This window comes from Sporosarcina ureae, from assembly GCF_002109325.1.
In the GTDB taxonomy this organism is placed as follows: domain Bacteria; phylum Bacillota; class Bacilli; order Bacillales_A; family Planococcaceae; genus Sporosarcina; species Sporosarcina ureae_C.
Genome location: NZ_CP015348.1, coordinates 1,022,528 through 1,047,652, shown reverse-complemented (window position 1 = coordinate 1,047,652; position 25,125 = coordinate 1,022,528). Strand labels below are relative to the sequence as shown.

Sequence of the window (25,125 nt, the reverse complement as noted above, 5' to 3'; positions counted from 1 at the left end):
ACAGGGGAGTGTGACTTCCTTTTTGTATTAGGTCGGTTGACCGTGAGTTTATCGTTCTTTGCTCAACTCGTCATGAATTAGATCCATATTATACGTTAAATATTTTACATACGTATCGACTTCGTCACCAGGGTTACCAATTTCGTCAGAGTAGATCGGCTTTTCAGCAATAGGTACGCCGGTCTCTTCGGAAACAGTTTCCATTGGACGAGTATCCACGTTGGATTCTACGAATAACACAGGAACTTTGTGATCTTTAATATACTGAACAAGTTCTTTGATTTGTTTAGGAGAACCGTTCTCTTCCGTATCGATTTCCCAAATGAATGCTTCTTTCAAACCGTAGTGGTCGTTCAAGTATTGGAATGCACGTTCACTTGTTATAAGCACGCGATTTTCTTCAGGAACTGTAGAAATGCGCTCTGCGAATTCGTCGTCAAGCTCTTGTAGGCGTAGAACATACTTGTCGCCTTGCTCATGGATTTGTTCGCTATGTGTTGGGTGTTTTTCAATCAAAGCATCACGCATAGCTTCTGCCATTTTCACTCCAACAGCAGGATCGATGAACGCGTGTGGGTTGATTTCTTCTTCACGCCCATCATCGCCACCAAGATACTTAGGCTCAACATTTTCAGTCAAGCTGTAGATGTTTTCGTCTTTCTGTCCAACGGAATCCATCATCTTGAAGAACCAACCTTTTTCTCCGCCTTCAAGGTTTAAGCCGTTGTAGAATAAGACGTCCGCATCTGTTGCGGCTTTAATATCATTTGGCAATGGTTCATATTCGTGGGGATCCGTTCCAGTGGGTACTAGGTTATAAACCTCCACATAGTCTCCGCCAATTTCACGTGCCATATCTGCAATGATAGTAAACGATGTAACGACTTTCAACTTGTCACCCGTTTCCGCTGCTTTGTCGCCGTCTTCTGCGCCTTGCTTGCCTTTATCGTCATTGCCGCACGCTGCTAACATAAATACAGCGAGCAATGACAATGTCAGCCACTTTGCTAAGTTCTTCATGTAATCGTTTCTACTCCTTTATGGATAATAAATTTATATTTCCGCCGCAGCGGTTGAATCTTTAATTTGTAGCATTTGTAATCGCTTTGCGTTTCGCTCTTGAACGGATCTTGCTGACGATAATCCCTTGTTTAGGGGAGAATAGGAATGCCAGGATGAATATAGCTGTTGCTGCCAACGCGATAACTGGTCCTGACGGCATATTGTATAAGAAACTGAAGTACAGACCAATAATAGAAGATACTGCACCGAAGAATGCTGCGAGTACGACCATGATCGATAGGCGATTCGTTAACAGATACGCTGTGGAAGCGGGCGTTATCAACAATGAAACGACCAAAATCACGCCAACTGTCTGTAAAGAAGCGACTGTAACCAATGTCAGTAAAAACATAATTGTATAATGGATAAGCTGCGTTTTTAAACCGTATGCTGCAGCCATCGTTTCATCAAAACTGGAAACGAGTAGTTCTTTAAAGAACAACACAACGACTAGAATAACGACAGATCCGATAATCAATGTCAGCCACATATCCGATGTGCGGACAGACAAGACGTTACCGAATAAAATTTGCGTTAGATCGGTCGCACTTTTTGCCCGAGTAATTAAGATAATCCCGAGTGCGAAAAATGCGGAGAAGACAATTCCGATCGACGAGTCATTTTTAATTCGACTATTTTGAGAAATGGCTCCAATACCGAATGCGGTCAGAACGCCCGTCAACACAGCACCGTAGAAATAGTTGATACCGAGCATATAGGAAATGGCAATTCCCGGTAGAACCGCGTGGGAAATCGCATCCCCCATTAGTGCCATCCCGCGAAGAACGATAAAACTACCGATGACGCCGCAGATGACGCCGACCATAACGGAAGTGATCAACGCTTTTTGCAAGAAGCTATAGGTCATTAAATCTTGAATAAACTCCATTACATAGTAACCTCCAAGCCGTCGATCATAAATTCACGATTGTATGCTTTCGTCATATTGCCCGACTGGAAGACTTTACTAGTAGGGCCTGCATCAATTAACTCTTTATTGATAAGAATCAACTCGTCAAAATAACTTTTTACTTTTGATAAATCATGGTGAACAACGAAAATCACTTTACCGGCTGCTTGCAATTTGCGTAAGATCCCGATAATGATTTCTTCACTGGATACGTCAATTCCGACGAATGGTTCATCGAGGAAGAAATAATCTGCTTTTTGAGCGAGCGCACGTGCAAGGAACACACGCTGTTGCTGTCCGCCTGAAAGTTCACCAATCTGACGGTTTGCGAAGCTTTCCATGCCGACTTGCTTCAAACATTCCATAGCGAATTCTTTATCCGCTTTACGAGGACGTCTAAGTATACCGGTTCTTGGGTAGGTACCCAGTAAGACCGTGTCTTTTACGATGATCGGAAAGTTCCAGTCGATATTGGAACGCTGTGGAACATAAGCAATTTGTTTACGCATGGAATTCACAGTCTGGCTACCGATTTTCACGTCTCCATGATCTTTGTGGATCAAGCCGAGCATCGCTTTCAGTAACGTGGATTTACCCGCGCCGTTTGGTCCAAGCACACCAATCAAACTGCCAGCTCCAAATGAAAAAGATACATCCTTTACGACTTCATTGCCGTCATATGAAACACTAATATGTTTAACTGTTATCGGTTCGATCATACTGTATCCTCCTTCTTTCCCTCGTGCAACTTTTACGCAAAAAATAAAGCACCATTATATATGACTTGAGTAGAATTGTAGTTAATTTATTTATTAATATAAAGCAATAGTTTCCTTCACGCAACTCTAATGCATGATTAGGACTATATTCTTTCCCTCGTGCAACTTTAATAGTATAGCTTACTAAAAATAATCTGTAAAGAGTTAGTTGAAAATAAATTCCAAGCCGTATCAATGATTGTAGTGAGAAACGAATCATATTTAAAGTAGTCTATGCTTATAAATGAAAGTGAAACTAGACATACACCCAACTACTACCAGTTAATTAATTTCAACTGTAAGTTTGGGGAGTCAAAGAATAAGGGTAAGGATATACTAAAGAGATAAGGAAAGGAGTAGTGATCTATGAAGAAATTAGCTGGTCCGCTTATAGCCATTATAGTACTAGTTGTCATAGCTGCGATTATGATCGTACCTTCGTATAATAAGTTAGTGAACTTAGAAGAAGACGTAGATCAATCATATGCACAAATCGAAACGCAACTACAACGAAGAGTAGATTTAATCCCGAATTTGGTCAATACGGTAAAAGGATATGCCTCACATGAAAAAGAGGTGCTCGAAAACATTGCCAACGCACGTAGTAAAATGGCCGGAGCACAAGGTCCTGAAGAACAAGCAGCAGCAGATTCAGAACTATCGAGTGCATTGAGTCGTTTACTAGTCGTAGTAGAGAACTATCCAGATTTAAAAGCGAATCAAAACTTCCAGCAGTTAATGGATGAATTAGCCGGTACGGAAAACAGAATCGCCGTTGCACGTAAAGATTATAACGACGTCGTTTCAGTCTTCAATAGAACAGTAAAACGTTTCCCAGGCAAGATTGTCGCTTCAATCTTCGGATTCGATGAAAAAGAATACTTCAAAGCGGTCGAAGGGGCGCAACAACCGCCATCAGTCGATTTTGGGGATGACAAGAAGTGATCAACCGTTTCTGCATGTTCCTCGTAGCCATACTAGTTGCCCTTACTAGTACTACGACAGCCCATGCGATTACGGATGTGGTGGTAGATGATGCAAATATTTTATCACCTGAACAAGAATCAGAAATAGAGCAATACGGTATAAGATTACAAGCAGCGACAAAAGCTGAACTTGCGGTACGTACAGTTTATTCACTTGAAGGCGAGCCTGTAGAGGATTATGCATTACGGACATTTCGTGAATTGAAATTAGGTGATAGTAAGCTAGAAAATGGTGCGTTGCTAGTCGTTTCTACTGAGAAAGACGAAGCGCAAGGAATAGACCGTGAATTTTATTTGCTCACTGGCTACGGTCTAGAAGGAGCACTGCCTGACGGTAAAGTAGGACGTTTCATTGATGAACTGGCCATGCCATATTTACGAAATGAACAACCAGACCTCGCGATTATGGAAGCGTATAAAGCATTCTACAATGAAATCGCAGCAGAATATGGTTTGAATGGCGACGACTTACCCGTCACGTATCTTGAAGGTGGAAGTGACGACGGAGATGTAGGAATGCCGAACTTCTTCATCATTGTCATCGTCCTCTACATTCTCTTCCGACTCTTCTTCGGAGGCGGAGGAAGAGGTGGCAGAGGAGGCGGCGGTCCACGCGGTCGATCTAGCGGCGGCCCAATATTCTTCCCGGGTTCCGGTGGCGGCTTCGGAGGTGGAAGCAGCGGCGGTGGAGGCTTTGGTGGCTTCGGCGGCGGTGGTTCCAGTGGCGGAGGCGGCGCCGGCAGAAGCTGGTAAGCCTTTAAAAGTGACGATAACTCGTTTGACGAGTTATCGTCACTTTTTTGATTGTGGAGGAGTTTTTGCTTTAAGCCCGCGGCTCGCGGCTCAATGAATCCCGTTGACCGCTCTATGCATCCCCGCGAACGCTCTATCGACGAAGTTATTCGCTCTATCGCGCCACGTATCCGATCATAGCCACTCGCTATCCGCTCTATTGAGCCGCGTAACCGCTCTAAGCCCGCGGCACGACATTCCATTCTCCACGAATTCTATGTGCCGCGCCATCTATCTTTCCGCACTTGACCTGGTCGCTACGCTCTAACTCGCTACGCTGGCTGCTCGCGGCTCAATGAATCGCGTTGACCGCTCTATGCCTTCCCGCGACCGCTCTATCGACAAAGTTATTCGCTCTATCGCACCGCGTATCCGATCATAGCCACACGCCATCCGCTCTATCGGGCCACGCAACTGCTCTAAGCCCGCGGCACGACATTCGGATCTCCACGAATACTATGTGCTGCGCCATCACTCTTTCCGCACTTGACCTGATCGCTGCGCTCTAACTCGCTACGCTGGCTGCTCGCGGCTCAATGAATCGCGTTGACCGCTCTATGCCTTCCCGCGACCGCTCTATCCACAAAGTTATTCGCTCTATCGCACCGCGTATCCGATCATAGCCGCGCGCTATCCGCTCTATCGGGCCACGCAACCGCTCTAAGCCCGCGGCATGACATTCTGATCTCCACGAATTCTATGAGCCGCGCCATCTATCTTTCCGCACTTGACCTGGCCGCTACGCTGTAACTGGTTGCTCTGGCTGCTCGCGGCTCAATGAATCGCGTTGACCGCTCTAAGCCACCCCACGAACGCTCTATCCACGAAGTTATCCGCTCTATCACATCACGTATCCGATCATAGCCACACGCTATCCGCTCTATCCAGCCGCGCAACCGCTCATAGCCCACACCCCACACCCCACAGCCCACATCCCACAAGCAAACCCATCACCCCCTTAAAAAAAGCAATTCACTAGAATTCCGCCCCAATCCATGCCATCATAATAAAAAACGAGGTGAACCCTGACATGCACATTACATTCTACACAAGACCCAATTGCGAGCTGTGCGAGGAAGCGGAGCGCATGCTTAAATTAGTGGCGGAAGATCATCCGCTCGAGTGGGAGACCATTAATATAGAAGAAGATGACGAAATCCATGAAAAATACATGCTGATGATCCCAGTCATTGAACACGAAGGACGTGTGCGAACCTACGGAAATATAGGCTATATCGACGTTTTGGAATTAATTGACGAGTGAAAACGCTTTCTAATTGTGTTTTGATTTTCAAGATGCTATACTACATGTATAGTATTTTTTTACACTAGGTGGGACAGTAATAATATCAAGGGATCAAAAACAGCCCACTTGAAAAGAGTGATGTGAGTGAACTTATCATTTTTGGAAGCGCAACTCGCACTTGTACCAGAACTTCCGCTATTGATTGAACAACGTTATCACATGTTGAAACTGATTAAAGCGTCGGGTCCTGTCGGCAGAAGAACACTTAGTTCTGTGTCCGGTTATTCCGAAAGGGAAACACGGACGATGCTTGATTTATTGAAAGAGCAGGGATTGGTGAATATTGCCAAAGAAGGTGTTTCGACTACGGAAAAAGGTATAGAAGTACTCTTTGCGCTGCATGATACGATGGAAGAAAGGTCTGGTAGACGTCAACTTGCGAATGAATTGGCGGAGCGTCTGGGCATTCTGAAAGTGCATGTAGTAGAAGGAGATTCTGATGATTCACCTTTGACGAAAAAGTTGCTTGGCATGCAAGCGGCAAAACAGTTTCGTTCCCGTATTAAAGGAAATGAAATCGTTGCAGTGACAGGCGGTAGTACAGTAGCCGCGATTCCATCGTTTATGCAGCAAGATGAACTGCCCAATGTGCAATTTATCGCAGCAAGAGGTGGCGTAGGGGAAGAAATTGGATTACAAGCGAATATGATTGCAGCTTCGTTTGCAGAAAGTTGTCATGCGACATACAAAGCATTTTATTATCCAGACACATTAAGTGAAGAAGCGCATGCGGTATTTCAGCATGAACCAGCAGCAAAAGAAATGCTCGAGTTATATAGCCAGACGGATTGCGTCATCCACGGTGTCGGCAATGCGGCGAAAATGGCAGTATTACGAAACTCTCCTGAAGACGAACAGCAGATTCTACTGGATCGGCAAGCAAAGGGAGAAGCATTCGGCTTTTATTTCAACCAGCAAGGTGAAATTGTCCATCGAATCCGCACAGTCGGAATTCAAATGGAACATCTGCAAGACATACCGCACGTGTTCACAGTAGCCGGCGGAGCAAGCAAAGCGGAAGCACTGCTGTCGTACTTAGCAAGTGCACCGTCTCAGACTATTTTAGTAACAGACGAAGGCGCAGCGGAACATATGCTGTCGCTTATGAAAAAGTAGATACAGCGTCTATGTAAGTTTTAATTAAATTGTTAAAAGAATACTTAGTTGATTGTAGTGGAAGGCGGCGACTCCTGCGGGAACAGCGCGAGCTGAAAGCCCCGCAGGTAGCGAAGCGGACGAGGAGATTGAAGCCGTGCCCGCGGAACGCGTCCGCCTGGAACGGAAATCAACGGTGCTTATGGAATCATGAATTCTTATATTTAACTTTTGCATTAGGCGAAAACATAACAACCATTTTACGGAGGCGATTTAAGATGACAGTAAAATTAGCGATTAATGGATTTGGACGTATTGGACGATTGGTACTTCGAGAAGCATTTGCATCAGAAGATATGGAAGTAGTAGCGATCAATGACTTAACAGATGCAGCGATGTTGGCGCATTTATTGAAATATGACTCTGTGCACGGTGTCTTTGACGCAGACGTGCAATCGGACGAATCATCGATCAATGTCAATGGCAAGAAGATCAGCGTCTTTGCAGAAAAAGACCCTGCGAACTTACCTTGGAAAGACCTTGGCGTAGATATCGTTGTCGACTGTACAGGTGTATTCCGTACGAAAGAAGGACTACAAAAGCACATCGATGCAGGCGCGAAAAAAGTCATCTTGTCCGCTCCAGCTAAAGGTGAAATGACAACACTTGTAATGGGTGTCAATGAAGAAACGTACGATGCAGCGAGCGACAACATCGTATCGAACGCATCATGTACGACAAACTGTTTAGCACCTGTCGTTAAAGTATTGAACGATTCATTTGGTGTTAAACGCGGAATGATGACAACGATTCACTCGTACACGAATGACCAAAAGATTCTTGATCTTCCACACGAAGACTACCGACGTGCGCGTGCGGCAGGCGTGTCGATGATCCCGACTTCAACGGGTGCAGCTTCTGCTGTAACAAAAGTAATTCCTGAACTAAAAGGCAAATTAGACGGAATGGCAGTGCGTGTACCGACTCCAAACGTTTCACTTGTGGACTTTGTGTCGGAAGTAGAGAAAGAGGTAACGGTTGAAGACGTGAACGCTGCATTGAAGGAAGCTTCAGAAGGCGATTTAAAAGGACTTCTATTCTTCAGTGAATTACCACTCGTATCTGTTGATTACAACGGCAATACAGCTTCTTCTACAGTAGATGGTTTGTCTACAATGGTAATGGAAGGCAATATGGTCAAAGTTATTTCTTGGTACGATAATGAGTCTGGTTACTCTGCTCGTTGTATCGATTTGGCACGTTATATGAACGAACAAGGACTATAAAAAGCGAAAACCATCAATTCTGTTATAAATCATAGCCATTCTACAGGTAACCGATTATAATGAATAAATATGGGTCAGAGGAACGGTGAACCCGTTCCTCTTTTTGTATTTAAGCCAAGGAGGACTTACTTTATGAAGACGAAAAAGACGATTAAAGATATTAAATTGAATGGCCAACGCGTATTTTGCCGCGTGGATTTCAACGTACCGATGGAAAATGGAAAGGTAACGGATGATACACGCATCAGAGCAGCTGTTCCTACAATTGAATATATGACGAACGAAGGAGCGAAGGTTATTTTAGCCAGCCACCTGGGACGTCCCAAAGGTGAAGTAAATGAAGAGATGCGTTTGACACCTGCTGGCGATAAATTGTCTGAGCTTCTTGGCAAAACAGTGAAAAAGCTAGATTCATCAATCGGTGAAGAAGTAGAAAAAGCGATTGCTGAAATGAAAGACGGCGACGTGATCTTGTTGGAAAACGTTCGCTTCAATCCAGGCGAAGAGAAGAATGATGCAGATCTGTCCAAGCAATATGCGAGTCTGGCAGACGTATTTGTCAATGATGCATTTGGAACAGCACACCGTGCACACGCTTCTACTGCTGGAATTGCGGAGTACATACCCGGTGTTCTTGGCTTCTTGCTTGAAAAAGAATTGGATGTCCTCGGAAAAGCATTGTCGCATCCAGAGCGTCCGTTCACAGCAATCATTGGCGGCGCGAAAGTGAAAGATAAGATTGGCGTCATTGATAATTTATTGGATAAAGTCGATAACTTGTTGATCGGTGGCGGACTGTCGTATACCTTCACACGTGCACAAGGTCATGAAACTGGAGATTCATTAGTAGAAGAGGATAAAGTAGAACTAGCTAAGTCGTTCATTGAAAAGGCGAAGCAAAAAGCAGTGAATCTGTACTTGCCGACAGATGCAGTCGTAGCGAATAAATTTGCAGCGGATGCAGAGACGAAAATGGTTTCTGTAGAAGACATTACAGAAGGCTGGATGGGTCTAGATATCGGACCGGAAACAGCAGAGCGTTACAAGCAAGTCATCAAAGACTCGAAGTTCGTCATCTGGAACGGGCCGATGGGTGTGTTCGAAATGGAACCATTCGCAAACGGTACGAAAACAGTAGCGGACGCTATGGCAGAAACATCTGCTTATACAGTAATTGGTGGGGGAGACTCTGCAGCAGCTGTTGAAAAGTTTGAAGTAGCAGACCAAATGGATCACGTATCTACTGGTGGCGGTGCTTCACTCGAGTTCATGGAAGGCAAAGAATTGCCAGGAGTAGCTGTATTAGAAGATCAAGAATAAGGAGGGTTTCTTTTGAGAAAACGAATAATTGCGGGCAACTGGAAAATGTTCAAACTTTCTAACGAAGCTGCAGATTTTGCGGAACAGATCAAAGAACAACTCAAGCCATCCGATCACGTCGAGGCGGTCATTTGTCCACCGGCGTTGTATTTGAACGATTTACTCCAACGTTTTGAAACGACTGCGATCAAATTAGGTGCTCAAACGATGCATGATACTGTCGAAGGAGCATTTACAGGTGAAATCAGTCCAGCGATGCTTGAAAACGTAGGCGTAGACTATGTCATTCTTGGCCATTCGGAACGTCGTCAGTATTTCAATGAAACAGACGAAAGCGTCAATAAAAAAGTACTGGCAGCATTCGATCATCACTTAGTGCCAATTGTTTGTGTAGGCGAAACATTGGAAGAGCGCGATGCACATGAAACGGTTTCGATCGTATCAGCGCAAGTCGAAAAAGCATTTAGTGGTGTGACGGCGGATCAAGCGAAGCAAGCAGTCATTGCGTATGAACCGATTTGGGCGATTGGCACTGGCAAAACAGCAACAGCTGACGATGCCAATGAAGTATGTGCAGCGATTCGTCATAAAGTCGAAACACTGTACGCAAAAGACGTGTCAGAGGCAATTCGCATTCAATACGGAGGCAGTGTAAAACCAGAAAACATTGCAGAATTACTGAGCAAAGACAATATTGACGGCGCATTGGTTGGGGGAGCAAGTCTTGATCCGGCAGCATTCGTCAAATTGGTGGAGGCTGGAACACATGTCGAATAAACCGGTCGCATTAATTATACTGGACGGGTTTGGCTTACGAGATGAAACATACGGTAACGCAGTTGCACACTCCAAGATTCCGAACTTTGATTTGCTGTGGGAGAACTACCCGCATGCGACATTGACGGCTTGTGGAGAAGCGGTAGGGTTACCAGAAGGACAAATGGGGAACTCTGAAGTCGGGCATTTGAATATCGGTGCCGGTCGTATCGTCTATCAAAGTTTAACGCGTATTAATAAGTCGATTCGTGAAGGCGAGTTTTTCGACAATGCGACGTTGCTTGAGACGATGGAGCATGTGAAAACGAAAGGCTCTGCACTTCACGTCATGGGCTTGCTGTCTGACGGCGGTGTTCACAGTCACTATGAGCATTTATTCGCTTTATTGAAAATGGCGAAAGAACACGGTGTAGAGCGCGTCTACTTGCATGCATTCCTTGACGGACGTGATGTGGGACCGACGACGGCACTTCCATATATCAAGCGTACAGAAGATGTTATGGAAGAAGTCGGAGTTGGACAGATTGCGACCGTATCGGGAAGATATTTTGCAATGGACCGCGATAAGCGTTGGGAACGTGTACAAAAGACGTATGACGCGATGGTCTACGGGATCGGACCACATTGTGAATCAGCAGAAGAAGGAGTCAGAGCTTCTTATGCCGAAGAAATACATGATGAGTTTGTTGAGCCGTTTGTTATTCAACAAGATGGCAAACCGGTGGCGACGATTGAAAACGGAGATGCAGTCATTTTCTTCAATTTCCGTCCAGACCGTGCCATCCAAATGTCACGCGCGTTAACGCAACCGGGCTTTGATGGTTTCAACAGAGGCGTCAAAAAGTTTACGGACTTACATTTTGTCGGCTTTACGCATTATAATGATGATGTAGTAGCAGATATTGTATTCCACAATGTCAATTTAACGAAAACAATCGGTGAAGTGCTAGAAGACCAAGGCAAGCGTCAATTGCGCATTGCGGAAACAGAAAAGTATCCACACGTGACGTTCTTTATGAGTGGCGGACGCGAAGAGACGTTTGAAGGGGAAACCCGAATTCTGATCAATTCGCCAAAAGTTGCGACGTATGATTTGAAACCTGAAATGAGCGCATACGAAGTAACGGACGCACTCGTAGCAGAAATCGAAGCGGAACGACAAGACGCGATTATCTTGAACTTTGCGAATCCGGATATGGTCGGCCACAGCGGAATGCTAGGGCCAACTGTTAAAGCGATTGAAACGGTCGATGAATGTCTTGGCCGAATCATTGATGCCTTGTCTGCAAAAGGCGGATCAGCTATCATCACAGCAGATCACGGCAATGCGGACGAAGTCACTACAATGGGTGGACAACCGATGACAGCGCACACGACCAATCCTGTGCCGGTTATTGTCACGAATCCAGATGTGGTGCTGCGTACAGACGGTATTCTTGCAGACTTGGCACCGACAATGTTAAAAATGTTAGGAATTCCACAACCGGTTGAAATGACCGGAAAATCATTATTCTAAGGAGAGATCTTCATGCCAATCATTACTCACATTCAAGCTAGAGAAGTACTAGATTCACGAGGCAATCCAACTGTAGAAGTAGAAGTATTCACAGAAAGCGGTGCCTTCGGACGTGCGATCGTACCATCGGGTGCATCGACTGGAGAGCATGAAGCAGTAGAACTACGTGACGGCGATGACAATCGTTACAACGGTAAAGGTGTACTGAAGGCAGTAGATCACGTCAATGAAGTCATCTCTTCAGAACTGGAAGAAAATTATTCTGTTTTGGATCAAGTAGTCATCGATAGAGCATTACTCGATCTAGACGGTACAGATAATAAAGGCAAACTGGGCGCAAACGCTATTCTTGGTGTATCGATGGCCGTTGCACATGCAGCAGCAGATTACCTAGACGTTCCGTTATACCAATACCTAGGTGGATTCAACGCGAAGCAATTACCGGTACCGATGATGAATATCTTAAATGGCGGAGAGCACGCAGATAACAACGTCGACATCCAGGAATTCATGATCATGCCAGTGGGTGCGGAATCATTCCGTCATGCACTACGCATGGGCGCTGAAATCTTCCACAGCCTAAAATCTGTTCTACATGAAAAAGGCTTGAGCACTTCAGTTGGAGACGAAGGCGGATTTGCTCCGAACTTGGCTTCTAACGAAGAAGCATTATCAACGATCATTGTAGCAATCGAAAAAGCAGGCTATAAAGCAGGCGAAGATATCGTGCTCGCAATGGACGTAGCATCTTCCGAGTTCTTCGATAAAGAACAAAACAACTACTACCTTGCAGGTGAAGATATCCGTAAAACATCTGAAGAGATGGTTACGTGGTATGAAGAGCTTTGCGAAAAATATCCAATCGTATCTATTGAAGACGGCTTGGATGAAAACGACTGGGATGGCCACAAGCTATTGACAGATCGTCTTGGCGATAAAGTGCAATTAGTAGGTGACGATCTATTTGTTACAAATACGGAGAAGTTGTCACGCGGAATCAAAGAAGGAATCGGTAACTCGATCCTCATCAAAGTGAACCAGATCGGTACATTGACAGAAACATTCGATGCGATTGAAATGGCGAAACGCGCAGGCTACACAGCTGTTATCTCTCACCGTTCAGGTGAAACAGAAGACGTAACGATCGCAGATATCGCAGTCGCTACAAACGCTGGCCAAATCAAAACAGGTGCACCTTCTCGTTCGGATCGGGTAGCGAAGTACAACCAATTGCTTCGTATCGAAGATCAGTTATTCGAAACAGCGCAGTACTTGGGCAAAGACACATTCTATAATTTAAACAAATAATAGCGTTCGTTACAGGTCGCTCGGCATAATTCGCAACAAAAGGTTGTGTCGAGAGACTTGCTTTGGTAGAATAGAAATGTTGTAACTTGCTATTTTTGGAGGTGGAAAAACATGCATGCCGTTTTAACAGCATCGCTGATAGTCGTAGCTATAGCATTAATAGTAGTCGTTTTATTGCAATCCGGTAAGAGTGCGGGACTGTCAGGAGCCATCTCCGGAGGGGCAGAGCAACTTTTCGGTAAACAAAAAGCACGTGGATTGGATCTCGTTCTACAAAGAGCGACAATCGTCTTATCTGTCTTATTTTTTGTCCTAACCATTGCGATTATGAAAATATAAATGGAAGCGCCTGACCATGTTTGAACGGTCAGGCGCTTTTCGTAGAAAGGAACGAAAGACATGCGAATTGCTCAACCGAAGCCATTCTTTTTTGAACATGGAAAACGTGCGGTATTACTGTTGCATGGGTTCACAGGAACATCGGCGGACGTGCGGATGCTCGGACGCTTCCTTGAAAAACATAATTACACGTCACTGGCACCACATTACCGTGGACATGGTGTGCCACCTGAAGAATTGATCAAGACAAATCCTGACCAGTGGTGGGAAGATGTCTTGGATGCATATAATCAACTAAAAGAGGCAGGATATGAAGAGATTGCGGTGGCGGGATTATCGCTCGGTGGTGTATTTTCATTGAGACTCGCAACACAATTTCCGCTAAAAGGCATCGTCACGATGTGTGCACCGATGTCGATGAAAACAACCGATCTCATGTGGTCAGGCGTACTGAAATACGCCCGCGACTACAAAAAGTTCGCAGGCTTATCCGATGAACAAATCAAAGAGGAAATGGACGACTTGAAAACCAAGTCTATGCCAGGCCTCGACGGCTTGCAATCGATGGTCCAAAGCGTACGAAACAAAGTCGACTGCATTTACACACCATTACTCGTCGTCCAATCACGTCACGACAGCGTAATTGATCCGAACTCTGCACAAATCATCTACGACGAAGCAGAATCGACAGACAAAGAACTACAATGGTACGAAGAATCCGGGCACGTCATAACACTCGGTCCCGAAAAAGCACAACTTCACGAAAATATACTAAAATTCTTAGAATCCCTTGATTGGCAAGAGTGAAAACAGGGGAAGATATAACTAAAGAAGTTGAACTTCAGTCCTTGCTAGAAATTACCTTCTAAAAGGACACTCAGTTGATTGTAGTGGAAAGCGTCCGCCTGGAACGGAAATCAACGTTTATACCAACTTACTTTACAGAAACAAAAGGAGGAGATGATTGTTTGGAACCAAATATAAAAGAGTTACAAGAACGGGTTATGTCTTTACTAAAAGAAAAATCCTACATGCCATCTACAGTCCACGAAATCGAAGAAGCACTCGGATTGACAGAGGCAGACGAATTTAAAGATCTAGTAAAAATGCTCGTACAACTCGAGCAAAGCGGGAAAATTGTTCGTTCACGCAACAACCGATACGGCTTGCCTGAACAAATGAACCTCATCCGTGGGAAATTCATCGGTCACGCAAAAGGCTTCGGCTTCGTCGTACCAGAAGAAGTAGAGGGCGATGACGTCTTCATCCCACCCCATGAAATCAACAGCGCCATGAACGGCGATATCGTCTTAGTACGCGTATCCGGCAGCTCATTCGGCGATCGTCGCGAAGGAGTCATTACGAAAGTTGTCGAACGCAAAACGTCACAACTAGTCGGAACGTATCAAGCCCACGAAGGATACGGTTTCGTCTTACCCGATGATAAAAAATTACCGATGGATTTATATATCGAAAAAGGTCATTCACTCGAAGCAGTAGACGGTCAGAAAGTCATTGCGGAAATTACGAACTGGCCAACAGATGAAAACAATGCAACGGGCATGATCACAAAAATTCTCGGACATAAAAATGATCCGGGTGTAGACATTCTATCGATCATTCACAAGCACGGCATTGCAGTCGATTTTCCTGAAGACGTCATGGAACACGCGACAAGCGTACCGTCGACGGTTCAGCCAGAAGACTTCGAAGGCCGTAGAGATTTACGCAAAGAACTGACGATGACCATTGACGGTGCCGATGCAAAAGACTTGGATGATGCGATTTCGGTCTTCAAAGAAGATAACGGATCCTATCGTCTATTTGTGCATATTTCAGACGTCAGTTACTACGTCACGGAGAACTCGCCAATGGACGTAGAAGCTGCAGACCGTGGTACGAGTGTCTATCTAACCGACCGCGTCATTCCGATGTTACCGCATCGCTTGTCGAACGGAATCTGTTCATTGAATGCAGGGGAAGATCGTTTGACTCTCACTTGCGAAATGAAAGTCGATGCAAATGGTAAAGTGATTGATCATGAGATTTATCCAAGTGTCATTAATTCAAGCTACCGTATGACCTACGATGAAGTGTACCAAATTATCGAACATCAGGATGAAGAATTATCGAAGAAGTACGAAGAAATCGTGCCGATGTTAAACGATATGGCGAAACTGGCTGGGAACTTCCGTCAGAAGCGTAAAGATCGTGGCGCCATTGACTTCGACTTCAAAGAATCCAAAATTCTTGTAGATGAAGAAGGCTGGCCGAAAGATATCGTCATTATAGAGCGTACAGTATCTGAACGTCTAATCGAGGAATTCATGCTAGCTGCCAATGAAACAGTTGCAGAGCACTTCGACAAGATGAAAGTACCGTTCCTCTACCGAATCCACGAAGATCCAAAAGAAGAGAAACTACAACGCTTCTTCGAGTTCTTAACGACATTCGGAATCGTTGTGAAGGGATCAGGTAAAAAAGTCGATTCGAGCGCATTGCAGGACATCATTGCAGAAATCGAAGGAATGCCAGAACAATCGCTGATCTCGACGATGCTATTGCGTTCAATGCAACAAGCGAAATATTTCGAAGACAGCATCGGACACTTCGGTTTGTCAACGGACTACTACACACACTTCACCGCACCGATCAGAAGATATCCAGACTTGATCGTTCATCGTCTAATCCGTACGTATTTATTCAATAAAGACGTATCGGCACAAACGGTTGCACACTGGTCTGCGACGCTACCTGAAATTGCGAAACACACGTCAGAACGTGAACGCCGTGCAGTCGATGCAGAGCGTGATACGAACGCACTGAAGAAAGCGCAGTTTATGTTGGATAAAATCGGGGAAGAGTTTGAAGGCGTGATTTCTTCTGTTACGAACTTCGGGATCTTTGTTGAGCTTGAGAATACAGTAGAAGGACTTGTCCATGTCAAGAACATGAACGACGACTATTACCGATTCGACGATCGCCAAATGATGATGATCGGAGAACGTACAGCGAAACAATACCGTATCGGAGACGAAGTGAAAGTGCGTGTGACTTCTGTTAAGCCAGAAGAACAATCAGTGGACTTCGAAATCGTTGGAATGAAAGAAAGCTTTAGAGGCTCTCGTAAAGAAACGCCGAAAGTCATTCAATCGGGCAGAGGCAAGAGCCGAGGCCAAGGCGCAGGACGTGGAAGAAGCAAAGGGCAAGGTGCTGATCCTACTAAACCTCGTGCAGGTGGCGGAGCGAAGAGCGACGGCGACAAGCGCAATAAAAAGCACGAGAAGCCAAAGCGTAAGTTTTATGAAGGTATGCCAAAGAAATCTAAGAAACGACCGAAGAAAAAATAAGACTGGAGCGCGTCTCCGGTCTTCTGTCAGGGAGGAAGTTGCATGGCCAAAGGAACCGGTAAAGTACTCGCCGTCAATAAAAAGGCGAATTTTGATTACGCAATTGAAGAAACGATTGAAGCAGGAATCGTGTTAAAAGGAACGGAAATTAAATCGATCCGCAAAGGGAAAGTCCAGTTGCGCGACGCATTTATATTAATCCGTAATAATGAAGCATGGTTGTCGAATATGCACATCAGCCCGTATGAACAAGGAAATATTCATAACCACGATCCTGTCCGCGTGCGGAAATTACTGTTGCACAAAAAACAGATCGCTTCACTTGCAGGCACGATGAAAGAACAAGGGTATTCGATCATTCCGTTGAAAATGTATATTAAGAATGGCTTCGCTAAAGTATTGATCGGTGTAGGTAAAGGGAAGAAACTCTATGATAAGCGCCAAGACTTGAAAGAAAAAGAGCATAAGCGTGACATGCAGCGAGTATTCAAATCGAATCAACAAGATTGATAATCGAGCCGATTTATTATATACTAGATGAAGTATCAAGTACGACCCGCCGTTTTAAGTGAAACGGGCCTGGGTTCCGGACTTTCCTTCGGGGACGTTACGGATTCGACAGGGGTGGTCTGGGCTTGAGCCGCGCGTCGGAGGGATCGTCTCCGTCAGAAACGACAGTTAATAATAACTGGCAAAACAAACAACAACCTAGCATTCGCAGCGTAAGCTGTTGAATCTACCTTCCGTTTCCATCGCTCATGTGGAGGCGTAAGGTTCACTTATAGTGAGCTACGATGACATCTGCATTCTGAGGCTGTCATAAGAGATTCCCGGAATAGCGCACAGGACGCCCTGATTGATGGCAGAATGTTTGCGCGAAACCTAATGATCAATCTACACGCGTAGACGCTGAAGTAGCAGAGCCTTTGGACGTGGGTTCGACTCCCACCGTCTCCATTATGAGATTAAGGTGTAATAAGATGTAAGGGATATTGTACAAGAGAACCTCTTGTGTGATATCCCTTATTTTTAAAAATAAAGTAAAACGATGTTTAAATCATCATGCTCATTACATACTTACACATATACATAATCTGAAAGGATGTGGTATGTGTGGATGAGAAGGAGGAAAATGAAATGGCCATTTTAAAAGACAATCAGGCAGATAGTAAAAAAATACTGACAGAATCTATAAAAGAAGTAAACCAAATGAGAAAGGGAAAGCTACCCAAACATTCATATAAGGATATGATGAACCGAGTGAGGAAGAGCTTAGAAGAAAAATAATGGAGTATAAAGTGCTTGGCGTTAAAGCGTTCGAAAAAGAGCTTTTAAAAATCGCTAGAAAATATCCAGTAGTGGTTGATTTAGTCGATTCCCTTTTTGCAGATTTTGAAGAAGGTAAATTATATGGGGACCGAATTCCCAGAACCAAAGGAAATGTCGTATATAAAACCAGATTGAGTAATCCAAATGCAGACAAAGGCAAGAGTGGCGGATTCCGTGTAATATGGTATTTAGTCACAGCCGACTTAGAAATATATCCGTTAACCATTTACTCTAAAAACGAACAAGAAGATATATCTGTAAAGGAAATCATACGAATAATAGATCAAATTTTAGAAAATGAATTGTAGTGAAGCAGCTATACGAAGACGTTGAATACATCTGGAAATATATCCAGTGATGAATCGGTTTTCTATACTTTTTCGATGAAGGGATATTGTACAAGAGTGAGCTCTTGCACAATATCCCTTATTTTAATAAAGGGGATGTAAGCTGTGATAGAAAAAACGGATCGACTTTCACTGTTAAAAAAGAATGTCGATCAACGACGACCAATTTCAAAAGGGCTTATTCGTAGCCTGAAAGAAGACTTTTTAATTAAAAATACATATCATTCCAATGCGATTGAAGGAAATAGATTATCGATTTATGAAACAAAAGCAGTGCTAGATGATGGCATAGTTATTGCCGGAAAATCCATGAGAGAGCACCTAGAAGCTATTAATCATAAAGAAGCAATTTTAGTTGCCGAAGAAATGGTGCAGCAAGATCAGCCCCTCTCAGAAATAGCGATTAAAGAATTGCATGGCATCGTCTTGCATTCAATAGACAGAACAAATGCAGGGAAGTATAGAGAGCAGAATGTAATCATATCAGGTGCCTCTCATACGCCACCTGATGCTGTAGTAGTTCCACAGATCCATGATGAACTAATTCTACAAGGGCATATCAGCGATGAATATGTCGCCTTCGATGCCACACATTTTGAGGCAAGAGACGAGTCCAAGCCGCCAAAAAGAAAAAGAAGCAGGTACCGAAAAAGCGCGGACGGAAGCCGAAGGCCGAACGTGAACAATGGTTAAAGGAAAAGCAGGCTGAAGAAGACGCACGTCCGATTAATGAGAAAGAGATTGCAATAGGAAGAATTAAAGGTTTTGCCTTTTTGAATTTGCATCCGTCAAAGGATTAATATTAATATTGTATTTTATTTTAATGTCCATCTTCTTGTAAAGTTCAATCCATTTTTTTTCATCCATTGGTTTTGAGAATGGTTTTAATGTATGAATGCCTAGCTGTAATGGATCCACATTCAATTCTTGCATCTTTTTTACTAGTTCTTGTGTTTGTTTTTCAAGATTCGATTGGATATCTTTTTTAAAATCTTCTAAATCCTGTGGGTCAAATAATTGCTTTTCTCCCCGGTATTCTTCAATTCTTGAGTCTATATTCACTGTATAGGTCATTGTAGACAAGCTTTTATTGATATCCACTTTCGTTTTAGACCTAACATGACCTAGAACAACTTGTAATTCTGGGATCGGTAAAACTGCTAAGTAGTGATCGTTGTGTAACAGTTGGAAGATACGATCATCATAAGTTGTTATTATTTCAACTAGTTTATCATTTTGAAACAGGGCTGTACCTTCATAGCTGATAGCGTCATTTTCTATTTTGAATACAGGTAAGAAAGGATCTGAATAAGGAGTATATAACAATTTTTTAAATTCATGTAGATTAACGACACTTAATTCTCCCTGATTTTTTTCCTCATAGTGCTTCAGCATTCGGTAAAAAGAGTAATCAAGATTTTCTTGTTTGTCCAATTGATTTTCCAAGTATTCTTCAAAATTTCCTTTTACGATAACTAAATAGATTCTCAAAGAAATATCCGGATCAGTCAATAACACATTAATAATGGACATAATACCTTCGTTTCTTCCGAGGTCTTCATTAATTATCAGCATTCGCATTTGCCCAAATTTCATTTCCTGGTAGAAGTTTAAATTAAAACTCCTTAGTACCTCCTTTATTAAGCTTACTTCTTGCGTTATTACACTCTTTTTTTCTTTGCTTAGAGAAGGCAAAATCGTACTGATTTTTATTTTACCTTCATCCCCTTTACTAAGTGATAAAAATGTGACTGGAGTAAGCTCTTCAATAATGTTATTTTCAGTAAAAGGGGCACATCCAGTTAACCATAACGCCATAAATATGATTGACAATTTTTTAGCCATCTTCTTTCGTAGTCTCATGTTTATTAAACCCCTTTATCTTCATCACTACGATCATAGTAATTGGAACCACTAAGTAACTTAAGCTTCCTGCTAAAATTTGAAGATTAAGTAAAATAACCTGCTTTTCATCTGACTTCCAAATCCATTCATTTACAAGAATCATTCCAATTAAAATAATGAATACACTGAATAAAAAGCCTACTCGACTGGGTGGTCTCTCCATTTTCCCACTAGCTATTTTAGATGCTCCATAAAACAACAGTAGAAAAATTGAAACCGCAAATACGATGTTAAATAATTCTAAAGAAAGCATGACCATATCAATACGTTCAATTACTGGATTTTGAAAATAACGAGCCATAGTGACAATTGGAAATTGACTTTTACTTAAATAATTGGAACCGAAATAGAATAAGGACGCCATATATAAAAATACATACTCTATAACGGTTAGAGCATTGCCATAAGACAAATAGCGAAATGTCTTATTATTTGTTTTAAACCACGGTCCTAAAAATACCAGAAATTCAGGCCCTGAAAATGAAGATAAAATTAAAAATATTCCTTTCCAGGAATCCACACTTAATTCCATTGGAATAATCGGATACAAATCACTGAGTTGAGCTATTGGAGGAAAGAAGAAAAAAGCAAAGAATAAGAACATCCAAAATGTACACAAAAATGAAATCACGACAAAACGTATAGTTTTTTCAACGCCCTTCCATGCTACATACAAACAAGACAACAGAATAAAAAAGATAAGCCAATTTGAATCTGTAGCTGGAAACATAAATATTTGAACCATTTCCGAGAATCCTAACAAAATCACGAAAAGTTTAAGCAGGATAAAGAACAACCCGATGAATGAGAGGAGACGTACAAGTTTTTTCCCGAATAATTGGACAAATCCGTTGTATCCTTCGCTAGAAAACCGGGTTAAAAACCATTTGGATAAAAGAAGAATGTTTAGTTGAGACAATATGCCGACCGCTATAATCACCCAAATCATATATGAATGGATCAAAAACCTTGGCATAATCAAAAAAAAGTAAAGCATTTGGAGGCGGTTTACCATCAACATGGCATAGAACCCATTATAGGTTTCATTCTTATTAAATAATTGAAGGGCTTCCATCAGTTCATCTCCTAGTTTGATATCTCTTCATCTTCAGCGGTTTAAGATGTTCTGGACGCTCCTTCATTTTGACTAAAGGCCCTCGAATGAATAGGTCAAGCCAATCTTTTCCGTAGAAAGGGGCAACAGGAGATAAATATGGCTGCTTGAGTGAAGACAAGCCATTAAGGTGGGCTAAAATGATAATCATTGCCAAAACAATCCCTACTATCCCAAGAAACGAAGAAAATATAAGAAGAATGAATTGAATCAATGAATTCGCCTTTGTCACAAGGTAATTAGGAACAAGAAAAGATCCGATAGTTGAAATCCCTACCATGACAATTAACACCTGACTTGCCATACCAGCCTCAACTGCTGCTTGACCAATTACAATGCCCCCAATAACCCCAAGCGTTTGACCAGTCTTTGTTGGCATCCTTAAACTTGCTTCTTTTATAATTTCAATAAAAATCAACATGATAAATGCTTCCCAAAAAGGAGTGAACGGAAGCTTGCTCCTTGACTCCACCAAGACGAAAAGTGTTTGTAAAGGAATCATTTGATAGTGATGAGTTGTTAATGCCACGTAGAATGGGATCAATGTGATAGACAGAATAAAACTTACATATCGGATGATGCGCAAAAAACTGGCAACTACCCATCGATTAATATAATCCTCTGGTGATTGGAACAAATGAAAAAAAGTAATTGGGGCAACGAGAGCAAAAGGTGTATTGTCTACCAGAATCGTAATTTTTCCTGATCCCAGAGAATAAGCAACAACATCAGGTCGGTCAGTTTGCTGAAACTGAGGAAAAATACTATCTTGATGTTCCTCCATGAATTCCGCTACTTGAGAAGAATCAGATAAGAGATCATAATTAATTTCCGAAATCTTCTTTTTGGCGGTTGAAACAAATTCTGGATTGGTCAGCCCTTCTATGTACAATAAAACCACATTTGTCCTACTTATAGAACCAACGGTGAACTTCTCTGTTTTCAGATCATGTGTTGGAAGACGCCTACGAATGAGCGTAATATTTTGTTCTAGCTGTTCACTGAAGCTGTCTTTTGCTCCTAAAAGGATGGTTTCAGTATCGGATGGTTCAATTGCACGTCCAAGTGGATTTTCTAAAGGGATAGCGAACCAAAGATTTGACGAAGAGTCAAATAACAAAACAGATCCTTTAAACAGCTGCTTTTTTGCCTCGTTAAAAGTGGAAATAGAGTTTATTGTTGAGTGAACATTGCATTCCTGAATGGATTGTTTGGAACAGTTAGATAAAGGTTTTAGAATGCTTTCATTTAATCTCTCTTGGTCAATCAGAGTTCTTACGTAGATAAGATCAACATTTTGATTTTCAGAAATGTTGATTTCCACAAATTCCGCATCATCCATTTGAACGAGGGCTTTTTTTAAAGTCTCTATTGATATTTCTGATTCTGCGTTTGATTGAGAAACAGGCTTATTTTGATCCTGTTGTTTTTTCCAAAACATGTACATTCCTCACTTCTATATGTTAAAAAGCATTTTGGAAGGACGGTAAAATTCGGTATTAATTCCATTGTTGGCTTTTTAAGCTTTAAATATACGAAACTAAATTAATAAGATGCAGAGGCACAAGTAGACATTAAAGAAGCGATAATGTGAGCGGACTCGATTGAATTGGAGTTGTTATTGTCTAATATTTTCGGTTATGAATCTGTGGAAGATGTTTGGAAATATATTCAGTGAGGGTTTAAATGAGAGTTCTCTTATGAAAAACAAGTAACTGATCTATAGTTGTGTACGAAACTGTAATTCTCCATAGCGGGTTGGAAAATACCTCCACTGATGGCAATGGAGCTCGTTTGTTGTTGAGGACGGTATTTGTGTTTTATTAGATAGAGCTCAACATAATTAAAGAGGCTGGGACAAAACCCTCCTCATATTGAAAAAGAACGGACCCATTGAAGTTTATGGGGTCCGTTCTTTTTTATATATTTTTTTAGTTTTAGGAAGAAAAAAAGGATACCTTCTGATAAAATTTAGTCACCACAACAAAAAGTATCGGAGGTATCCTTATGTTTAAAGATTATAACATGAACCAACTGATTTTACCTTTAGATTTAGAAATTAGCTTACAAGAACATGATATTGCTTACGCCGTGCATGATCTAGTCGAAAGCATTCCGAAACAAGCATTTGACAGCTTTTTGCGTGAGACAGGTTGCCCATCTTATCATCCACGGATGATGTTAAAGATCATTTTGTGTGCCTATACACAGTCTGTTTTTTCGGGCAGAAAAATAGAAGGACTGTTAAAAGATAGCCTTCGCATGATGTGGTTAGCTCAAGGTTATAAACCAAGCTATCGCACCATCAATCGATTTCGCGTTCATCCTGAAGTAAAAGAAGTACTACGCCAGTGCTTCGTGCAATTTCGTTGCCAGCTGGTACAAAAACAGCTAATTGATGAAGAAGCCATTTTTATTGATGGAACGAAGATTGAGGCGAATGCCAACAAATTTACATTTGTCTGGCGCAAGTCAGTGGAACGGTATAGTTCAGGTCTTGTAGAAAGGTCCAGTCAGATGTACGAAGAGCTGTTAGAAAAAGAGATCATCCCTGAAATCGAACGAGAAAGTTTTGATGAACTATCTACTGCGGAACTGGCTAAAGTAGTAGAGAAGCTAGATGAAACTATCCAAACCTATACAGAAAAGATTAACGCTAGCGAAGATGTCGAGGAACGTAAACAAATTCGCTCGCTACGAAAAGAACCTAAACAATACCGTAAACAATTTCAAGACTTCTTGGATCGAAAGCAGAAGTATCAGCACGATATGAAGATCTTTGGCCATCGTAACAGCTACTCGAAGACGGACCGCGATGCGACCTTTATGCGGATGAAAGATGATTATATGAAAAACGGGCAACTAAAACCGGGATATAATGTGCAAATTGCGACCGAAGGGCAATATACCCTCGCTTTTGACGTGTATCCAAATCCGACCGATACGCGTACACTCATTCCATTCTTAGATACTATTGAACAAGACTTTTTTGAGCTGCCACAGTATATTGTCGCGGATGCCGGTTATGGAAGTGAACAGAATTACGGAGATGTCATTGAAAATCGAAAGCGCGTTCCGCTTATTACCTATAACCAATATCGCAAAGAAAAGAAAAAGAAGTACAAAACCGACCCTTTCAATACGGCGAATTGGGCATATGATGAAACTACGGATACCTTTACTTGTCCAAATGACAGAAAACTCGTGTTCCGCTACCTTTCCAATCGGACGGATCGTTATCAATTCACACGGACGATGAAAGTATACGAATGTGAGGATTGTTCAAGCTGCCCATTGCGCTCTTTCTGTACCAAAGCAAAAGAAGAGAACAATAGGAAGCTGTATGTGAATGAAAAGTGGGAACAGCAAAAAGAATATATTCGTGAAAAGCTTTCAGATAAGAAAACAGGTGAAATTTACGGCAAGCGCAAGATTGACGTAGAGCCAGTTTTTGGATTCTTGAAGGCTAATTTAGGGTTCACTCGTTTCTCCGTAAGGGGAAAGGATAAGGTGAAAAATGAATTAGCCTTCGGTTTATTGGCAGTGAACTTGAGAAAGTACACTGCCAGGGAGGTAAACGTATAGAAGTCGTACAAGGATTTCTATACAAAAAGGGTTCGATCAT

23 protein-coding genes and 1 other RNA gene are annotated in these 25,125 nt (G+C 42.5%); 18 read left to right on the top strand and 6 right to left on the bottom strand.

All coding sequences use genetic code 11. The features are described from left to right. Positions 1-48 precede the first annotated feature (48 nt). The 3 genes from SporoP32a_RS05280 to SporoP32a_RS05270 form a co-directional block, all read right to left on the bottom strand. A complete protein-coding gene (locus SporoP32a_RS05280) occupies positions 49-1,020 on the bottom strand; it encodes a metal ABC transporter solute-binding protein, Zn/Mn family (protein ID WP_085426957.1) in 972 nt (323 codons plus the stop codon). Between the two features lie 61 nt (positions 1,021-1,081). Then, positions 1,082-1,951 carry a metal ABC transporter permease gene (locus tag SporoP32a_RS05275; protein WP_085426956.1) on the bottom strand — a complete coding sequence of 290 codons (870 nt, stop codon included), beginning with the start codon at positions 1,949-1,951 and terminating at the stop codon, positions 1,082-1,084. Then, positions 1,951-2,691: a metal ABC transporter ATP-binding protein gene (locus SporoP32a_RS05270; RefSeq protein WP_085426955.1), complete on the bottom strand. Its 741-nt coding sequence runs from the start codon at positions 2,689-2,691 to the stop codon at positions 1,951-1,953. The genes SporoP32a_RS05275 and SporoP32a_RS05270 overlap by 1 nt, the downstream gene beginning before the upstream one ends. Positions 2,692-3,096: 405 nt before the next feature. Between SporoP32a_RS05270 and SporoP32a_RS05265 the strand changes: the two genes are divergently transcribed. The 17 genes from SporoP32a_RS05265 (at position 3,097) to SporoP32a_RS17470 (ending at position 19,174) form a co-directional block, all read left to right on the top strand. Further along, on the top strand, positions 3,097-3,675 hold the full coding sequence (locus tag SporoP32a_RS05265; RefSeq protein ID WP_085426954.1) for a LemA family protein: 579 nt from the start codon (positions 3,097-3,099) through the stop codon (positions 3,673-3,675). Continuing rightward, entirely contained in the window at positions 3,672-4,469 is a 798-nt protein-coding gene (locus tag SporoP32a_RS05260) for a TPM domain-containing protein (protein WP_085426953.1), read from the top strand. Before SporoP32a_RS05265 ends, SporoP32a_RS05260 begins: the two co-directional genes overlap by 4 nt. 1,126 nt (positions 4,470-5,595) lie before the next feature. Further along, positions 5,596-5,772 carry a glutaredoxin family protein gene (locus SporoP32a_RS05255; RefSeq protein ID WP_233192401.1) on the top strand — a complete coding sequence of 59 codons (177 nt, stop codon included), beginning with the start codon at positions 5,596-5,598 and terminating at the stop codon, positions 5,770-5,772. A gap of 126 nt (positions 5,773-5,898) precedes the next feature. After that, positions 5,899-6,930, top strand: coding sequence for a sugar-binding transcriptional regulator (locus SporoP32a_RS05250; protein ID WP_085426951.1), 1,032 nt, complete (start codon positions 5,899-5,901; stop codon positions 6,928-6,930). A 257-nt stretch (positions 6,931-7,187) separates the two neighbouring features. Next, positions 7,188-8,195, top strand: coding sequence for a type I glyceraldehyde-3-phosphate dehydrogenase (gene gap / locus SporoP32a_RS05245; protein ID WP_085426950.1), 1,008 nt, complete (start codon positions 7,188-7,190; stop codon positions 8,193-8,195). 132 nt (positions 8,196-8,327) lie between these two features. Further along, positions 8,328-9,515 carry a phosphoglycerate kinase gene (locus SporoP32a_RS05240; RefSeq protein WP_085426949.1) on the top strand — a complete coding sequence of 396 codons (1,188 nt, stop codon included), beginning with the start codon at positions 8,328-8,330 and terminating at the stop codon, positions 9,513-9,515. A 12-nt stretch (positions 9,516-9,527) separates the two neighbouring features. Beyond that, positions 9,528-10,292 carry a triose-phosphate isomerase gene (gene tpiA, locus SporoP32a_RS05235; protein ID WP_085426948.1) on the top strand — a complete coding sequence of 255 codons (765 nt, stop codon included), beginning with the start codon at positions 9,528-9,530 and terminating at the stop codon, positions 10,290-10,292. Then, a complete protein-coding gene (gene gpmI / locus SporoP32a_RS05230; protein ID WP_085426947.1) occupies positions 10,282-11,808 on the top strand; it encodes a 2,3-bisphosphoglycerate-independent phosphoglycerate mutase in 1,527 nt (508 codons plus the stop codon). Before tpiA ends, gpmI begins: the two co-directional genes overlap by 11 nt. Positions 11,809-11,820: 12 nt before the next feature. After that, entirely contained in the window at positions 11,821-13,116 is a 1,296-nt protein-coding gene (gene eno / locus SporoP32a_RS05225; protein ID WP_085426946.1) for a phosphopyruvate hydratase, read from the top strand. A 111-nt stretch (positions 13,117-13,227) separates the two neighbouring features. After that, positions 13,228-13,455, top strand: coding sequence for a preprotein translocase subunit SecG (secG, locus tag SporoP32a_RS05220; RefSeq protein WP_085426945.1), 228 nt, complete (start codon positions 13,228-13,230; stop codon positions 13,453-13,455). A 60-nt stretch (positions 13,456-13,515) separates the two neighbouring features. Beyond that, positions 13,516-14,262, top strand: coding sequence for an alpha/beta hydrolase (locus SporoP32a_RS05215; protein ID WP_085426944.1), 747 nt, complete (start codon positions 13,516-13,518; stop codon positions 14,260-14,262). Positions 14,263-14,459: 197 nt separating this feature from the next. Continuing rightward, positions 14,460-16,805, top strand: a complete 2,346-nt coding sequence (gene rnr / locus SporoP32a_RS05210; RefSeq protein ID WP_232319628.1) for a ribonuclease R — start codon at positions 14,460-14,462, stop codon at positions 16,803-16,805. Between the two features lie 42 nt (positions 16,806-16,847). Then, complete coding sequence (smpB, locus tag SporoP32a_RS05205; protein ID WP_085131562.1) at positions 16,848-17,315, top strand: SsrA-binding protein SmpB; 468 nt, start codon at positions 16,848-16,850, stop codon at positions 17,313-17,315. Positions 17,316-17,405: 90 nt separating this feature from the next. Further along, positions 17,406-17,765, top strand: a transfer-messenger RNA (tmRNA) gene (gene ssrA, locus SporoP32a_RS05200). 177 nt (positions 17,766-17,942) lie between these two features. Continuing rightward, positions 17,943-18,092 (top strand): hypothetical protein, encoded by a 150-nt coding sequence (locus tag SporoP32a_RS16695; protein WP_155979509.1) that lies wholly within the window; start codon positions 17,943-17,945, stop codon positions 18,090-18,092. Then, complete coding sequence (locus tag SporoP32a_RS05195; protein ID WP_085426942.1) at positions 18,092-18,442, top strand: type II toxin-antitoxin system RelE/ParE family toxin; 351 nt, start codon at positions 18,092-18,094, stop codon at positions 18,440-18,442. Before SporoP32a_RS16695 ends, SporoP32a_RS05195 begins: the two co-directional genes overlap by 1 nt. 144 nt (positions 18,443-18,586) lie before the next feature. Further along, positions 18,587-19,174: a Fic family protein gene (locus SporoP32a_RS17470; RefSeq protein WP_085426941.1), complete on the top strand. Its 588-nt coding sequence runs from the start codon at positions 18,587-18,589 to the stop codon at positions 19,172-19,174. A 63-nt stretch (positions 19,175-19,237) separates the two neighbouring features. Here SporoP32a_RS17470 and SporoP32a_RS05185 read toward each other — a convergent pair whose 3' ends face one another. Genes SporoP32a_RS05185 through SporoP32a_RS05175 form a run of 3 tightly spaced genes read right to left on the bottom strand, consistent with a single transcriptional unit; the run spans position 19,238 to position 22,941 of the window. Further along, the gene (locus tag SporoP32a_RS05185; RefSeq protein ID WP_085426940.1) at positions 19,238-20,344 is read right to left on the bottom strand and encodes a Ger(x)C family spore germination protein; all 1,107 of its coding nucleotides are present in this window, start codon (positions 20,342-20,344) and stop codon (positions 19,238-19,240) included. Continuing rightward, positions 20,319-21,461: a GerAB/ArcD/ProY family transporter gene (locus tag SporoP32a_RS05180; RefSeq protein WP_232319595.1), complete on the bottom strand. Its 1,143-nt coding sequence runs from the start codon at positions 21,459-21,461 to the stop codon at positions 20,319-20,321. The genes SporoP32a_RS05185 and SporoP32a_RS05180 overlap by 26 nt, the downstream gene beginning before the upstream one ends. 4 nt (positions 21,462-21,465) lie before the next feature. Then, the gene (locus tag SporoP32a_RS05175; RefSeq protein WP_085426938.1) at positions 21,466-22,941 is read right to left on the bottom strand and encodes a spore germination protein; all 1,476 of its coding nucleotides are present in this window, start codon (positions 22,939-22,941) and stop codon (positions 21,466-21,468) included. Between the two features lie 566 nt (positions 22,942-23,507). On the opposite strand from SporoP32a_RS05175, the gene SporoP32a_RS05170 reads away from it, so the two are divergent. Next, the gene (locus tag SporoP32a_RS05170; RefSeq protein WP_157129924.1) at positions 23,508-25,085 is read left to right on the top strand and encodes an IS1182 family transposase; all 1,578 of its coding nucleotides are present in this window, start codon (positions 23,508-23,510) and stop codon (positions 25,083-25,085) included. The last annotated feature ends 40 nt before the right edge of the window (positions 25,086-25,125 follow it).